The organism is Telluria sp. AZSoR62, from assembly GCF_058111565.1.
In genome coordinates this window covers 30,530-45,437 of record NZ_JBYTST010000006.1, presented here as the reverse complement: position 1 = coordinate 45,437, position 14,908 = coordinate 30,530, and the positions used below count along the sequence as shown (strand labels likewise).

Genomic DNA, 14,908 nt, shown 5'->3' with positions numbered 1-14,908 from the left:
GCACATGCGATCCGCTCCCGGGCACTGCCTGCCCGGGGGCGGAACCAACGGCCATGGCGCATGTCTCACTTTCCGTTGTCCGCAATCTGGAAAAGGTTGGAGAGCATGAGCCCGGGTGTGCATGACGACACCATCCCTGCAGAACTGGAGAAATCCTGTGCCCAGGAGGCCATCCACCTCCTGGGCACGGTCCAGGCCTACGGTTTCCTCATGGTCGTGGACATCGCCAGCGGCTGCACCGTCCAGGTCTCGGCCGGGGTCGTGCGCCACTGGCCGGGCTTGCACGACGCCACCGCGCTCCTCTCCAGGCCGCTCAGTGAGCTCGTCGCTTCCGCCGACGCCGCCGATCCCTTCGACCTCGACAGCCTGCCGCCGTCGCATCCGGTTGCCTTGCCCTGGCGGCCCCGCTTCGAGCATACAAGCGCGCAGGCCCATCCTGCCAGCCTCGAATGGGAGTGCCTGGGCCACCGGTCCGGGGCAATGGCGGTGATCGAATGGTTGCCCGTGAATGCCTGCCCGGATGAACCGGGGCGGCAACACCAGATCTTCGCCGATTTTGCCGACGTCATTGCCCGCCTGCGCCGCGCCGAGGGGCTCGACGCCTTCTTCCGCGTGTGCGTGAAGGTGGTCCAGCAAGTGAGCGCCTTCGACCGCGTCATGCTCTACCGTTTCATGCCCGATGGCTGCGGGGAAGTCGTGGCCGAGCACACCTCCAGCGAGTACCAGCAAAAATACCTGGGCCTGCGCTTTCCCGCCTCCGACATCCCCAGCCAGGCACGCACGCTCTACCTGACCAACAAACTGCGCGTGCTGGCCGATGTCGAAGCCTCGATGGATGCGCTGGTGCCCAGGCTGCTTCCCAACGGCGAGGCGCTCGACCAGAGCCACTGCATGCTGCGCGGCCTGTCGCCGGTGCACCTGTCCTACCTGCGCAACATGGGCGTGCGCGCGACCATGACCCTGTCCATCGTCTGCGACGGCAAGCTGTGGGGACTGATCGCCTGCCACCACCACCGCCCCAGGACGCCGCCGTACCAGATCCGGGAAGGCATGCGCCAGATCGCCGAGCTGCTGGCGGAAATCGCCAACATGCGGATCGAGGCCTTGTCGCACCTGGAGGCGGTGCGCCACCGCCTGGCCCTCGACGGCCTGCTGAACCAGTTTCACCAGGCCCTGATCCACGACGGCGATATTCCGGTCATCCTGGAGCTGTGGCTGCCCAAGCTGCTGCAGGCTTTCAATGCCAGCAATTTCGGCGTGCAGATCGGTACGCTCGCCTGCATCGGCGGGGCAGGCCGGCGCCAGGGGTCGACCCACCAGATCCTCGACGAAGTCGGGGCGCGGGTCGACTTGCAAAGCAGCAGCCCCGAAGTGCGGATGTGGGACAACCTGCTCACGTCCAGCCGCAATGCCCTGGTGTTCCTGCCGGAGGCGGCCGGCCTGTTGCTGGCGCAACGGCGCGACGAGGACGTCATCTTCTGCTTCCTGACGCGCCGCGAAGTGGTGCGCGAAGTGCGCTGGGGCGGCGAGCCCGTCAAGGATGTGCGGGCGCTGCCCAATGGCCGCATCCGCCTCGAGCCGCGCCGTTCGTTTGCCGAATGGCAACAATCCGTGCGGGGTCATTCGGACCCGTGGCTGCAGGTCGATGCCGACGCGCTGCAGAACCTGCTGCGCATCCTGAGCGAAGTCAACAAGCTGCAGATGAACCGCAAGATGCAGGAAACCCTGCACTGGCGCGCCCACCACGACCATCTCACCGGGCTGTACAACCGCCGCGCCATGGAAGACGAGGTGTCGCACCGTCTCGAGGACGGCCAGTACAACACGGCCCTGATGCTGCTCGACCTGGACCACTTCAAGAAGATCAACGACACCTATGGCCACGAAACCGGGGACCTGGTGCTGCAGCAGCTGAGCCTGCGGCTGAAGGCCGTGATGCGGGAGTTCGACCTGCTGGCGCGCCTGGGCGGCGACGAGTTCATGCTGCTCTTGCAAATCCCGCACCCGACCGCGGCCACCGCCCTGACCTTTGCCGAGCGCCTGCACCAGGCCATGGCCGCCCCGTTCTACATCAAGGGACAACAATTCCGGCTGGGGATTTCGGTCGGCATCGCGATCCCGCCGGCGCATGGGCGCACGGTGAGCGAATTGCTGCGGCACGCCGACCTGGCGCTGTACCAGGCCAAATCGGAAGGACGCAGCCGCAGCGTGGTGTTCGAGCTGGCGATGGCGGCCGACCAGCTCGAGCATTACCTGCTCGAGCGCGACCTGGACGAGGCGGTCGAGCGCAACCAGCTGTCGCTGGTGTTCCAGCCCAAGGTCGACCTCATCAGCCGCAAGGTGGTCGGCCTGGAAGCGCTGGTGCGCTGGAACCATCCCACCCGCGGCCAGAACAGCCCCGCCGCCTTCATCCCGATCGCCGAGCACAGCGACCAGATCATCCGCATCGACCGCTGGGTCATGCGCAGCGCGATCGCGGAACAGGCCCGCTGGCGTACCCAGGGACAGATGAAGCTGCCCATTTCCATCAACCTGTCGATCGCGGACATCCACTCGCCCAACCTGGTCGGCTACCTGACCGGTTTGCTGGAGGAATACCAGGTGCCGCCCACCGACCTGGAAATCGAGGTGACCGAGTCGTGCTTCATGCGCGAGCTGGTCGAAACCCAGGACGTGCTGCGTTCGCTCAACGAGAGCGGCATCGCCACGGCGCTGGACGACTTCGGCACCGGCTTTTCTTCCTTGAGCTACCTGCGCCAGTTGCCGCTGCAATGCCTGAAGATCGACCAGTCCTTTACCCGCACCATGCTGCAGGACCCGAACGCCGAAAAACTCACCCAGGCGATCGTCGCCATGGGCATCGCGCTGAAGATGACGGTGGTGGCCGAAGGGGTGGAGACCCGCGAGCAGATGAACTGGCTGCTGGCCCATGGCTGCCATGTCGGCCAGGGATATTTCTTCAGCCCGCCAGTGCCGCCTGCCGACGTACAGCAGGTCATCGAACGCATCGAGGTACGCCTGACCGGGTGAAGCGGCAAGGCCGCCGTGGAGGTGACCTTGTGAAAAGAAGCGTGCAGGCGGCGCGTCAAGCAGGGCGTTGCGGCGTATCGGCGGTGGCCGGCCGCGTGGCACGCCGGCAGCGGTCGGAGCAATACTTGACCTGCTCCCAGTCGCGCTCCCATTTCTTGCGCCAGCTGAAAGGAAGACCGCAATGGGCGCAGAGCTTGGCTGGCAGCTCGGATTTCTTGCGCATTTTCATAAGGATCCATGTGTGCGGCAGGGCGCCGGCAGGTTTTACTATCGAAACAACAGCCTACCGGATCGCGCGATCGGCTGCCCACCCCTGGCGGCCGAGGCCGTGGCCGTTGCCGGCCAGGCCAGGCCGAAGGCGTGTCGATTGGTGAGAAATGGCGGTGCGCAGATTGGTTATACTGAACGGACACCCTGGGCATGGCTGGTTGAGGCCAGGCAGGACGGCAAGGCGATGCTCGCCCAGCGGCATTGTCCGGTGGTAAGCTATTCACGTTGTCACTTCAACCTGAAGGAAAGTTATGAAACCGCTGTTCTCCTCCGACGAAGAAGCGAACGCAGCACCCGCGGCGCCCGCGCCCACACTGGCGCCCTTGCTCACGCCTGCCGGCATGCCCGACGCGCTGCCTGCACTGCGTCCCGAGGCGAACGCGGCCCCGCTGGTCCGCGTCGACGTCTCCGGCATCGACGACAAGGCCATCGAGGCCCTGGGGGGCAACACCGGCGCCGGCGTGGCCAAGGTCTCGGCCAAGCTGCTCGGCACCGTGCGCGCGTCGGATGCGGATGTGTTCGGCACACAGCTGAACGAACTGATCGCTACATCGAAGGGGCTGGACCCGGCCAAGCTGCGCTCGGGCGGCCTGCTGTCGCGCGTGACGAACATGTTCGGCTCGGTCAAGGAAAAGATGCTGTCGCAATACCAGGTAGTCGAGTCGCGCATGGATACGCTGGTGTCGGAGATGACGCGCCATGCCAACGTGCACCGCGGACGCATCCAGGATTTCGACGAGATGTACAAGGGCCTGGAGATGTACTACCAGGGCCTGGATGCCGACGTGAAGAAGGGCGAAGCCTGGGCCGAGCAGCTCAGGCAGGCCGTGGCGCAGCAGGCTGCGCCGGCCAATGCCTTCGAGGCCCAGCAGGCTACCGAGCTCAAGCGCCGTCTCGAGCGCCTGGAAAAGCGCATCGACGATTTGCGCCGCGCCATGCTGATGGCCACGCAGATGGTGCCGCAGATCCGCCTGTCGCAGGACAATGCACGCGCCCTGACCGACACCTTCACCGACATCGTCAACGTGTCGATCCCGGCCTGGCGCAACGTGTTCTCGCTGTACCTGCTGCAGCTCGAGGCCAAGCAGAGCGCGGCGGTCGCCAATGCGGCCTACGACGCCACCGACGCGGCCTTCCGCGCCCAGGCCGACATGCTGCTGGAAAATACCGAGACCGTGGCCCGCGCCAAGCAGCGCTCCCTGGTCAGCCTGGAAACCGCCCAGCATGTCCAGACCCAGCTCATTACCGCCTTCGACAAGCTCGAGCAGATCTCGAACGAAGGCCAGCAGCGCCGCCGCGACGAGCTGCCGAAACTGCAGCAACTCGAGCGCGAGCTGATCGAACGCTTCTCGCCGGGCGGGGCGTAAGCAGAAGGGCGCCCATTGCCGGCGATGGGCATTCCAGCGAAACCAACATTTTCACTATAAGGAACATCATGTCGACGACGCTCGAAACTGGCCATCGCATCAATCTCGAAAAATCTGCCCCGGGCTTGAAGCGTGTGCGGATCGGCCTCGGATGGAAGGTCAACGCGGCCGAGGGCCAGGCCTTCGACCTCGACTCGTCGGTATTCCTGTGCAAGAAGGATGCGAGCGACCACCCGGTCATGCTCAGCAACGCCCATTTCGTCTACTACAACCACACCACCTCGCCGGATGGCGCGGTGGTGCACTCGGGCGACAACCGCACAGGCGACAAGGATGGCGACGACGAGGTCATCACCGTCGACCTGTCCAGGGTCGACCCGGCCGTCATGGAAATGCCGATCGTGGTCACCATCCACGAGGCCGAGGCGCGCAAGCAGACGTTCGGGCGCGTGACCGACGCCTACGTCAAGGTCTACAACGACGAGACCGGCGAGGTGATCGCCGAATACGACCTCGACGAAGACTATTCGGACAAGACCGCGCTGCAGTTCGGCTCGCTGTACCGCAAGGATGGCGAATGGCGCTTCCATGCCGTCGGCGCAGGCTTCAAGCTGAACCTGGCGACTTTCATCCGCAAGCTCGGCGGCACCGTCTGAAGACGGCCCCGCGCGCCTGCCGCTTGCCCCCTGCAGCGCGCATGGCTGTCGACTAGCCAATGACCCACCAGACGCCCAAGGCCTTCGATTTCGACGACGAGCCGGAGCCGTCCACGGCGCAGGCCGGGTTCGAGGCCGTGCCGCGGGCCTTCGACCTTGGCGAGGAGCCGGCGCCGCCGGCTCCCGCCAGCCCGCCCAGGGCGCTGTCCTTTGACGAGCTTCCCGCGGCGCCGGCGCCATCCAGCGCCATGCCGAAGGCCGTGGCCAAGGCCCTGTTCGACAGCGAAGACCATCCCGCAGTGCGCGATGCCCTGGCGCTGGCCTGGGCCGACTACCCTGATTTGTTCGAGCACGCCGAGCAGCGCATGGCGGCCCTGTTCCGCCGCATCCTGCCGGTCCGCCTGAAGCTGGTCACGGACTGGGCGGAAGGGGCGCTGATGGAGCAGGCGGCGCAGCTCCAGCCCATCACGGAACTGGTGCTCACATTCGCGCAGCTGGCCGTGCCCGCGCAGCTGGAGGCTGCGCTGGAGAGCACGCGGGCGGCGCCCGGCATGTTCGGCAAGCTGTTCCGCCGCCAGATGACGCCCGCGCAGTACAAGCCTGTGTTGATGGCGTCGCGCGAGCAGCTGGTGCAGCTGCTGGCCGACAGCGAAGGCGCCACCCGTAACCTGGAAGCATCGGCGCGCAACCTGGCCCTGCACGGGGCCGTGCTGGCCGTGGTGGCCAAGCTGGCCGGCGGCGCCCTGGATGCGGCGCTGGAAGATGCGCTCACTCAGCGCCGCACCCTGATCCAGCAGGCGGTGCGCCAGGCGGAACTGTCGATCCTGCAAATGGGGCAGGTGCGCCAGCAGGCCGCCGACCTGATCGGGCAAGTGTCGTCCTTCCTGACGGTTACCCTGCCGGCGCTGGAGATGGCGCAGGCGCAGGGCGGCAGCTAGTCCACAAACGACAACGCCAACCGGCGAGGGTTGGCGTTGTCGCGACGACGCATCGAGCGTCGATCCTCGCCCTGGGGCAAGGTCCTGGCAAGGCTTAGAAGTAGAAGTTGCCCGAGATGCCGACGTGGCTTGCCTTCACATCGCGATAGCGCGGGGCTTCGAAGCTTTCGTTCACATAACGCAGCTTCACGCCCACCTGCGGCGACCAGAAGTATTCCGCTTCGATCACGCCGCTGACGGTGTTGTCGAATTTGAGTTCCAGGCCGGACGCAACGCCGCTGCTGCTCAGCTTGGCGCCGCTGACATAGCGCACGCCGGCGCCGACGCGCCATGCGTCGTTCAGGTGGTAGTAGCCCAGCACTTCGACCGGGAAACGCTTGAACTTGATGCTGCCGTTATCGGCATTGGTGTCGTCGACGTGGAAGTTGAGCGAACCCTGGACCGAGAACGCAGGGCTGAAGCGGTAGTTGGCACCGGCGGTGAAGTAAACGCCGCCGCCGGCCTTGATATCCTGCGAGCTGCCGTTGGTGTATTCGGCCGTGGCGAGGTCGTCGCCGCCGCCGCTGATGCCGATGCCGGCGAGCCACTGCAGCGGAGCAGGGGCTGAAGCTTGTGCCTGGGCGACGCCCATGCTTGCGAATAGGGCCGACAGGAGGATACAGACAATCGGTATTTTCCGATGAGCTCAACAGCAAGTCGGTGGTGCTGGAGGCAGTGTAGGAAAGGTGCACTATTTTTAGGCAAACTTTTAGCGCGCAGCGTAGTCTGAAGAAGAAAGAGCCTCGTAATCAATCAACATCCTGGGAGGCACTATGCCCTGCGTTGATCATGACTATAGAAATTGTCCCGCCTACATAGAATTGAAGTTCGGCGAGCAATGCAAACAGACTGGATGCCAGCGCAGGAAGGCGCCTGTCCAGACTTCCCCCGCCCTGTTCCAGCATGGGAACGATGACCTCGAGAGCGTCGTCATTCCCGGCAAGACCGGAGGCAGGCAGGGCACCATCTAGGCGCGCTGCGCCTGATCCATGTTCCAGAAACGACAACGCCAACCTGCATGGGTTGGCGTTTTAGCTTGCCGTTGCGGCGCAAGCCTGCGAAAAGCGGCGCAAGGCTTCAATAAGAGGCTCACTTTTTCTCGGGATCGTGGCCCCAGTTCATCAGTGAATAGCGCCAATCGCTCGATGCCGGATCGCTCCCGGTAGGCCCCTGTGCCAGGTGCCGGTGGATGTACCCGACCACCTTGCGCATGTGTGCGACGTCTTCCGCACTCAAGTCCTGGGCGTGCCGGTGCAATAGTTCGACGATGCGGCGTCCGGACTGGTGCCCGGTCGATTCGGCATTGCCGTGCTTCTGGCCGACACGCCTGGAATCGTCGGTGTCGAGCCACTTCTCCAGTTGGGCTGGCGTCATGTTCACCGCCTGCTTGAACTCCGCGACCGTTTCGCGCCGGGCCGCGTCCTCATCACCAGTACTTGCTTGTGTTGACATGCTTACTCCAATGAACATTGCGATAGTAAGGTCCGGCGCATGGACAGTGGCCATGGCTTGCGTCCGATGGCCGGTAGACCAACCCTGCTTTTTAAAGTATCACGAACGCTGTTTTTCCTGGCGCAACAGAAATCGCTGAATGCCTGTGTCGACGCAATGTTTGAAGGGTCATGCAGAAACAAAAATGCCACCCGAAGGTGGCGTTTTTCACATACTGCTGAATTCTTGGTGGCCCGGGGCGGAATCGAACCACCGACACAAGGATTTTCAATCCTCTGCTCTACCAACTGAGCTACCAGGCCAAGGGCTCGCATTCTAGCACAGCCGCAAACCCGGCGGTAGTGTTGCGCCGATATGCGCTGCACGGGCGCTGGCCGGCTTACTGCCTGGTCGGCTCCAGCCGCTTCATGTCCAGCCCCTGGGCCGCCAGTCTTCCCAGCAGCGCATCGTAGGCAGCGGGATCGACCTTGGGCGTGCGCGACAGGATCCACAGGTATTCGCGCTTGGGCTCGCTGACCGCGGCAAGCTGGTAATCCGGGTCCAGGTCGATCACCCAGTAGTCGCCCCATATCATCGGCAGGAAGGAAAAGATGGCGGGTGCGAAGCGCACTTCCAGCTTCGGCGAGCTCGGGCCGGCGGGCTGGCGCGCGACGCCGGTCGCCACGTTGTTGTCGCCGTCCGCGAGGCGGCAGCGGTTGACCACGTCGACCCGGCCGTCGTCGCGCGCGCTATACGTGGCGGTCGTGAAGCCGATGCATTTTTTCTGGAACGAGTTCGGGAACTTGGCGATTTCGTACCAGGTGCCCATGTAGCGCTTGACGTCGAGCGAGGCAATGGCGGCGAGCGGCTTGTCCTGGGCGGGCGCCGCGCCGGCTGCCTGGGCCTGGGCCTGGACGGCGAACAGCAATGCCAGCGGTGCGAGAAGGGCAGCTTTCATGTCGTTTCCTTGAATGGTCGAGCGCCTATGGTAGCGGCCCGTGCCCCGGGCACGCCGCACCGCAGGCCGCCGTGGCGGCAACTAGGTACGCGCGGCGGCGCGCTCGGCGTGCTGGCGCTCGAGCTCCAGGCGCGCGGCCTTGCGCCCCTTGGCTTCCTCGAAGCGGCGCTCTTCTTCCGGCGTCGAAGGCGTCAGCTGCGGCACCGCCACCGGTTTGCGGTCGTCGTCCACCGCCACCATCGTGAAGAAGCAACTGTTCACATGGCGCACGGATTGGGAGCGGATGTCCTCGGCGACGACCTTGATGCCGATCTCCATCGAGCTGCGGCCGGCATAGTTCACCGAGGCCAGGAAGGTCACCAGTTCGCCGACATGGATCGGCTGGCGAAAGCTCACCTGGTCGACGCTCATCGTCACGACGTAGCGGCCGGCGTAGCGGCTGGCGCAGGCATAGGCCACCTGGTCGAGCAGCTTGAGGATGGTGCCGCCGTGGACGTTACCGGAAAAATTCGCCGTGTCCGGCGTCATCAGGACCGTCATCGACAGCTGGTGGGAGGGCAGGTTCATGCGGGACTCGCTTCAGGGCAAAGTCCTATGTTGCTTCAGAAATGCCCAACAGGCAATGACGGCGAGCTGGTAGGGCGGGGTCGCCTTGCCGCGGCCCCGTATGGGCTCAGAACTCTTCCCATGCCTCGTCGGCGCTGGCGGCAGCGGCCGAAGCGCGGCGCGCGGCAGGTTCAGGGCGCACGGCCGGCGTGACAGGTTGCACGGAATGGGTAGCCTTGGGCGCCGGCTTGGCGTTCGCCCGAGCTTCCACCCTGGCGCCGGCCTTCGCGGGTGGAACGGGCGAGCTCAAGCGCGCCGCGCCGCGGACCGGCTTGCCGGCCAGCCGGAACACCGACACCAGCTGGGCCAGGCTTGAAGCCTGGTCCTTCATCGACTCGAGGGCGGCGGCCGATTCTTCCACCAGGGTGGCGTTCTGCTGCGTGACGCTGTCCATGTCCGCCACCGCGCCATGCACCTGCCCGATGCCGCTGGCCTGCTCGTGGCTGGAGTGGACGATCTCGCCCATGATCGCGGTTACGCGGCCGATGCTCTCGACGATGCCGGTCATGGTGGTGCCGGCGCGGCCGGCCAGGTCGGCGCCGTTCGACACGCGCCGGGTCGAGTCGTCGATCAGTTCCTTGATTTCCTTGGCCGCGGCCGCCGAGCGCTGCGCCAGCGAGCGCACCTCGCCGGCTACCACGGCAAAGCCGCGTCCCTGCTCGCCGGCGCGCGCCGCTTCCACGGCGGCGTTGAGCGCCAGGATATTGGTCTGGAAGGCGATGCCGTCGATGACGCCGATGATGTCGACGATGCGCGCCGAGGATTCGTTGATCGCGCCCATGGTCTCGACCAGCTGGCCCACCATGTCGCCGCCTTGCTGCGCGACTTTCGACGCCGCCAGCGCCAGGCCATTGGCTTCTTCGGCATTGGCGGCGCTGTGCTGGACCGCATGCGCCAGCTCGTTCATCGACGAGGCGGTCTGCTCCAGCGCCGCGGCCTGGCTCTCGGTGCGGCGCGACAGGTCTTGCGCTTCGCTCGCCATCGCATCCACCGACGAGGCGATGGTGACCGTGCCTTCGCGCACCTTGCCGACGATCTCGGCCAGGCTGTCGCGCATGCGCTGCAGGGCGTACAGCAGGCTGGACTCGTCGCCCGGGCGCAGCGCGACGCGCACGTCCAGGTTGCCGGCGGCGATTTCATTGGCGATGCGCGCCGCCTCCGCCGGTTCGCCGCCCAGGCGGCGGAACAGGGAACGCGAGAACAGGGCGGATGCGCCCAGGCTGCCCGCCAGGCTCAAGCCGCACAGCAGCACCAGCATGCTGGTGCTGTCGCCGGCGCCGGACAGCACCTCGCGGGTGGCGCTGTCGATGGTGTTGTGCTGCAGGGCCTGCAGTTCGGAGACCTTGTCCAGGTATTGCTGGGTACTGGGGAGGAACTCGCGTTCGTAGACCGTCATCGCCTGCTCGGCGCTGCCGCCGGACTTGAGCTGCATCACGCGGTCGCGGCTGGCGATGTAGCGGCTGCGCGCCTCGACGGCGGCGTCGAACAGGGCCTTTTCCGCCGCCGTGTCGAGCAGCTGTCCCACCTTCTCCTGCAGCACGCTGGTGCGCTGGCTCGATTCGGTGCTCTCTACTGCGAACACCTTGGCCAGCTCCGCGTCGGTCGAGCGCGCCACCGCCGAGGTACGCTTGGCCGACACCGACAGGTTGAGCAGCCATTGCGAGATCAGGCGCTCCTTGACCAGCGGGCGCTGGGTGAGCGCTTTGGTTTCCTGCGCCAGTACCTGCAGGCGCCAGATTGCGACGGCGGTGGAGAGGAAGGAAATGACGATGACGAAGGCGAAGGCGATGCGCAGTTGGGCACGGACATGGGACGCTGCTTTGAACACGGTGGCTCCTGGGTCGTGGCGGGGCTGCAGGTGCAGGTGTTGCCCGCAAACTATTAACGTAGAGCAAAAGGATGCCTGCGGACTAGCGACTGGATCAAACCGGCGGCGAATGCCTTATGACGATTTACTTATATCTAAGTGTGATCTGAATCGTTCACGTACCCCGGCGGATCGGGTAGGCTCGGCACATGAACAGCGATTTCCCTCCCTCCAGCGGCTCCGTGCAATGGCACCTGGGTCCGATCATCGATGCCCTGCGCACCTCGCGCGAGTCGACCCACAACATCCGCCACCAGGGGCGCGTGCGCGAACTACCCTCGCGCGACGTCCTGACGCAGGTCGTCAACGGCGTCTCGGCGGCGCTGTTCCCGACCCATTACGGGCGGCCCGACCTGAATGACGAGAGCATCGATTATTTTGTCGGCGACACCCTCAACGTGACGCTCGACCGGCTGGTCGAGCAGGTGCGGCGGGCGCTGCGCTTCTCGCCCCAGTTCGAGGAAGACGACGAGGCGCTGCTGGCCAACCGGGCGCGCGCCATCACGCACGAATTCGCCGCCAGCCTGCCGGCGATCCGCGCGCTGCTGGTGTCGGACGTGCAGGCCGCACTGGCGGGCGATCCGGCCGCCAGCTCGGTGGCCGAGATCATGCTGTGCTATCCCGGCACCATCGCGATCCTCTACCACCGCCTGGCGCATTGCCTGCACCGCCTGGGGGTGCCCTTCCTGGCGCGCCTGGTCGCGGACATCGGCCATTCGCTGACCGGCATCGACATCCACCCGGCGGCCACCATCGGCGGCAGCTTCTTCATCGACCACGGCACCGGCGTGGTCATCGGCGAGACCGCAATCCTCGGCGAGCGCGTGCGCCTGTACCAGGCGGTGACCCTGGGCGCGAAACGTTTCCCGGTCGACGCCAACGGCGCCCTGGTCAAGGGCGCGCCGCGCCACCCGATCGTCGAAGACGACGTCGTCATCTATGCCGGCGCCACCATTCTGGGGCGCATCACGGTGGGCGCGGGTTCGACCATCGGCGGCAACGTCTGGCTGACCCAGAGCGTGCCGCCCGGCAGCAACGTCTCGCAGGCCCAGTCGCGCAATACCTGATGCGTCGCGCGGCAGTTCGCCGCGCGCGCTTTGCTATGATGGCGCGATGTCACTTCTCCTCGTTCCCGGCTACATGCTGGATGAAACACTGTGGGACGACGTCGCCCAGGGGCTCGACAGGTTCGGACCGCTGGTGCACGCCGACCTGCGTCACGATGCCACCATCGACGCCATGGCCAGCCGCGCGCTGACCAACGCGCCCGAGCATTTCATCCTGGTCGGCTTTTCGATGGGCGGCTATGTCGCCCGCGAGATCGTCCGCATGGCGCCCCACCGCGTGCAGGCGCTGGTGCTCATCGCCACCTCGACCCGTCCGGACTCGCCGGCGCTGCGCCAGAGCCGCGGCCGGGTCGGCGCGGCAGCCCAGTCGGTATCGTTCTCGGGCTTGAGCCGCACGGCGATCGCCACCTCGCTGCACCCGGAGCAGCGCGACAACGACGCGCTGATCGAACGCGTGCGCGCGATGGGCGTGCGCCTGGGCGGGGAGGTGTTCCGGCGCCAGTCGGCGCTGGAGCGCGCGGGCGACCTCGACCGCCTGCACGAGATCCGCTGCCCGACCCTGGTCATTGCGGCGGGCCAGGACCGGCTGCGCACGCGCGAGGAATCCGACGAGCTGCATGCGGGCATCCCGGGCGCGGAGTATGTGGTGATCGAAGAGAGCGGCCATCTGCTGCCGCTGGAGGCGCCTGAGGCGCTGCTGGGGGCCGTGCTGCCCTGGCTGGAGCGGGTGCTGCCCGCCTAGAGCGATGCGGTAGCCGCGACGCCAGGCTGGGTGAGCGACCAGTCGCGCAGCCCGCGGATCGCTTCTTCCTTGAGCTTGGCCTCGATCTCGATATACGGCGCGGCCAGGTAGGACGAAGGCATGACGGCGATCAGGTCGGAATGCTGGCGGTCGTTGAAGCCTTCGCGGCCGTTCGAGATATGCACCAGCTGGTGGGCCGGATCGGCCCAGGTCTCGCGCGCCTTGAGCAGCATGGCGCCGACGCTGGGATCCTCGTAGCTGGACAGGTTGGCGTGCACGATGTGGTGGTGGGCGTCGAACACCATCGGCACGCCGCTACGCATGCAGATGGCGTGGATCTCCTCGGCGCCGTAGGCATATTCGTCGTTCTCCAGGCCCAGGCGCAGGCGGATGCCGTCGGGCAGGGTGGCGATGCGTGCCACCAGCGCATCGGCCCGGTTGCCCTTGCCGCCATGCACCTCGAGCAGGGCCCACGGCGAGCGCGGCTGTTCGAGCAAGTCCATGATGTCGGCGTGCATCTGCAGGATCTTGATGCTGTTCGCCACCACGCCCTCCGAATCCGAACTGAGCACGACGAACTGGTCCGGGTGCATCACCAGCCGGATCCCGCGCTCGGTCGCGCGCCGCCCCGAGCGCGCGAGGGTAGCGGCAAAGGGCGCCAGCACCTCGCGCCCGATGTCTTCATCGGCAAAGGGGAAGATCGACGAGGGGATGCGGTAGAGCCCGATGCCTTCGCCCTGGCAATACGCCATCGCCTTGTCGAAGGTCTGGATATTGTCGCGGTAGATGTCTTCGAGGATGCGGCGCTGTCCCGCGTCGTCGTGTTCGAGCAGGCGCTTGCGCGTCACCATGCGGTAGCGGACGTCTTTCGAGGCGGTAATGCAAACGAGGCCGAGATGGGGTAGCATGGTAGCTGGAGTCGACTGGCTGGGCAGGGAACTCTATCTTAAGCGACCCTTGCACACGGCACGAACGGCGTCCCGGATTCGTCCCGGCGTCAACCCCGGCGGCCGAACACCTGCGTCCAGTAGATGATGCCGGCGCGGTGCTGGCTGGCCAGGGCGTAGGCCGCGCCCATCTCGGTAAAGCCCGGGTTCATGATGTTGGCGCAGTGCCCCGGGCTGTCCAGCCAGCCGGCGATGGCTTCTTCAGGGGTGCGCTGGCCGAAGGCAATGTTCTCGCCCACGCGCTGCCACTGGTAGCCGGCGCGCCGGGCGCGCTCGGCGGCGGTGCTGCCATCCTTGGCCTTGTGGCTGAAATAGCGCCGCGCCGCCATGTCGCGGCTGTGGGCCAGGGCGGCATTGCCCAGCTCCGGGTCCCAGCTCAAAGGCGGCGCCGGCGCAAACGACTGCGTCCCGCAGGTGCGCCCGCTGGCGCGAGCCGCGTTGACCCCGGCCAGGATCGCCTGGCCCGCATCGCGCCAGTCCGGATAGACGCTGGAGGGCAGCGGTGGCGACGGACGGGCCAGCACGACCGTCCAGGCATTGCCGTCGCGGTAGCTGCCGACCGCGGAGAAGCGCGGATTCAGCAAGGTCTTGCAGTATTTTTCCTGGATCACGGTCATTGCATCGGAGGCGTTCTGAGGGCCGGTGACGCTGATGGTTTCGGCGTGGTCGGCGTCATAACCGGCGCGTTCCAGGGCGGTCTCGATGAAGGTGGCCGGGCCGATGCGCACACGCGCCAGCGCCGGGTGCGCAGTGAGCGCATCGACCGGGTTCGCGGCGCGGCCGTTGCAGCTGCCGGGCGCGGTGCGGTAGGCATTGATCAGGGCAGTCAGGCTTGCCTCGGCCGGCGACGGCGCGGCCGAGGCTTGCATCGGCCAGGACGCTGCGAGCGCGAGCAGCAGCACGCCTTGCCGGATGGCGTTAGGAGGAAAAGCAAGGGTCGGGATGGTCGGGTGCAAGATGATTCCTCGTCGCGCGCGGGCGCCGGTATGA

The 14,908-nt window shown here is 66.2% G+C and carries 14 protein-coding genes and 1 tRNA gene; 6 read left to right on the top strand and 9 right to left on the bottom strand.

Annotated features, from left to right (window positions below; all coding sequences use genetic code 11):
• The first annotated feature begins 105 nt into the window (after positions 1 to 105).
• Positions 106 to 3,030, top strand: coding sequence for a bifunctional diguanylate cyclase/phosphodiesterase (locus AC3XQU_RS11145; RefSeq protein ID WP_489874233.1), 2,925 nt, complete (start codon positions 106 to 108; stop codon positions 3,028 to 3,030).
• Between the two features lie 55 nt (positions 3,031 to 3,085).
• Here the strand turns inward: AC3XQU_RS11145 and AC3XQU_RS11140 are convergent, their stop codons facing one another.
• Positions 3,086 to 3,253, bottom strand: coding sequence for a DUF2256 domain-containing protein (locus tag AC3XQU_RS11140; RefSeq protein WP_489874232.1), 168 nt, complete (start codon positions 3,251 to 3,253; stop codon positions 3,086 to 3,088).
• A gap of 298 nt (positions 3,254 to 3,551) precedes the next feature.
• On the opposite strand from AC3XQU_RS11140, the gene AC3XQU_RS11135 reads away from it, so the two are divergent.
• From AC3XQU_RS11135 to AC3XQU_RS11125, 3 genes are all read left to right on the top strand, one after another.
• Positions 3,552 to 4,667 (top strand): toxic anion resistance protein, encoded by a 1,116-nt coding sequence (locus AC3XQU_RS11135; RefSeq protein ID WP_489874231.1) that lies wholly within the window; start codon positions 3,552 to 3,554, stop codon positions 4,665 to 4,667.
• A gap of 68 nt (positions 4,668 to 4,735) precedes the next feature.
• Positions 4,736 to 5,323 (top strand): TerD family protein, encoded by a 588-nt coding sequence (locus AC3XQU_RS11130; protein WP_489874230.1) that lies wholly within the window; start codon positions 4,736 to 4,738, stop codon positions 5,321 to 5,323.
• 59 nt (positions 5,324 to 5,382) lie between these two features.
• Positions 5,383 to 6,261 carry a hypothetical protein gene (locus AC3XQU_RS11125; protein WP_489874229.1) on the top strand — a complete coding sequence of 293 codons (879 nt, stop codon included), beginning with the start codon at positions 5,383 to 5,385 and terminating at the stop codon, positions 6,259 to 6,261.
• A gap of 94 nt (positions 6,262 to 6,355) precedes the next feature.
• Here the strand turns inward: AC3XQU_RS11125 and AC3XQU_RS11120 are convergent, their stop codons facing one another.
• The 6 genes from AC3XQU_RS11120 to AC3XQU_RS11095 all read right to left on the bottom strand — a co-directional run bounded on the left by AC3XQU_RS11120 (position 6,356) and on the right by AC3XQU_RS11095 (position 11,123).
• Entirely contained in the window at positions 6,356 to 6,892 is a 537-nt protein-coding gene (locus tag AC3XQU_RS11120) for an outer membrane beta-barrel protein (RefSeq protein WP_489874228.1), read from the bottom strand.
• Between the two features lie 497 nt (positions 6,893 to 7,389).
• Positions 7,390 to 7,752, bottom strand: coding sequence for a DUF3140 domain-containing protein (locus AC3XQU_RS11115; protein ID WP_489874227.1), 363 nt, complete (start codon positions 7,750 to 7,752; stop codon positions 7,390 to 7,392).
• A gap of 226 nt (positions 7,753 to 7,978) precedes the next feature.
• Positions 7,979 to 8,054, bottom strand: a tRNA-Phe gene (locus AC3XQU_RS11110).
• Positions 8,055 to 8,131: 77 nt separating this feature from the next.
• Positions 8,132 to 8,689, bottom strand: a complete 558-nt coding sequence (locus tag AC3XQU_RS11105; protein WP_489874226.1) for a lipocalin family protein — start codon at positions 8,687 to 8,689, stop codon at positions 8,132 to 8,134.
• A gap of 81 nt (positions 8,690 to 8,770) precedes the next feature.
• Complete coding sequence (locus AC3XQU_RS11100; protein ID WP_489874225.1) at positions 8,771 to 9,256, bottom strand: acyl-CoA thioesterase; 486 nt, start codon at positions 9,254 to 9,256, stop codon at positions 8,771 to 8,773.
• A 106-nt stretch (positions 9,257 to 9,362) separates the two neighbouring features.
• Entirely contained in the window at positions 9,363 to 11,123 is a 1,761-nt protein-coding gene (locus tag AC3XQU_RS11095; RefSeq protein WP_489874224.1) for a methyl-accepting chemotaxis protein, read from the bottom strand.
• 188 nt (positions 11,124 to 11,311) lie between these two features.
• Between AC3XQU_RS11095 and epsC the strand changes: the two genes are divergently transcribed.
• Together epsC and AC3XQU_RS11085 are read left to right on the top strand one after the other, a co-directional pair.
• Positions 11,312 to 12,229: a serine O-acetyltransferase EpsC gene (gene epsC / locus AC3XQU_RS11090; RefSeq protein ID WP_489874223.1), complete on the top strand. Its 918-nt coding sequence runs from the start codon at positions 11,312 to 11,314 to the stop codon at positions 12,227 to 12,229.
• Positions 12,230 to 12,275: 46 nt separating this feature from the next.
• Positions 12,276 to 12,971, top strand: a complete 696-nt coding sequence (locus AC3XQU_RS11085) for an alpha/beta fold hydrolase (RefSeq protein ID WP_489874222.1) — start codon at positions 12,276 to 12,278, stop codon at positions 12,969 to 12,971.
• Here AC3XQU_RS11085 and AC3XQU_RS11080 read toward each other — a convergent pair.
• Positions 12,968 to 13,879, bottom strand: coding sequence for an apurinic/apyrimidinic endonuclease family protein (locus AC3XQU_RS11080; RefSeq protein ID WP_489874221.1), 912 nt, complete (start codon positions 13,877 to 13,879; stop codon positions 12,968 to 12,970). The two genes, AC3XQU_RS11085 and AC3XQU_RS11080, sit on opposite strands and share 4 nt — an antisense overlap.
• Positions 13,880 to 13,968: 89 nt before the next feature.
• Positions 13,969 to 14,874: a CAP domain-containing protein gene (locus AC3XQU_RS11075; RefSeq protein ID WP_489874220.1), complete on the bottom strand. Its 906-nt coding sequence runs from the start codon at positions 14,872 to 14,874 to the stop codon at positions 13,969 to 13,971.
• Positions 14,875 to 14,908: the final 34 nt, after the last annotated feature.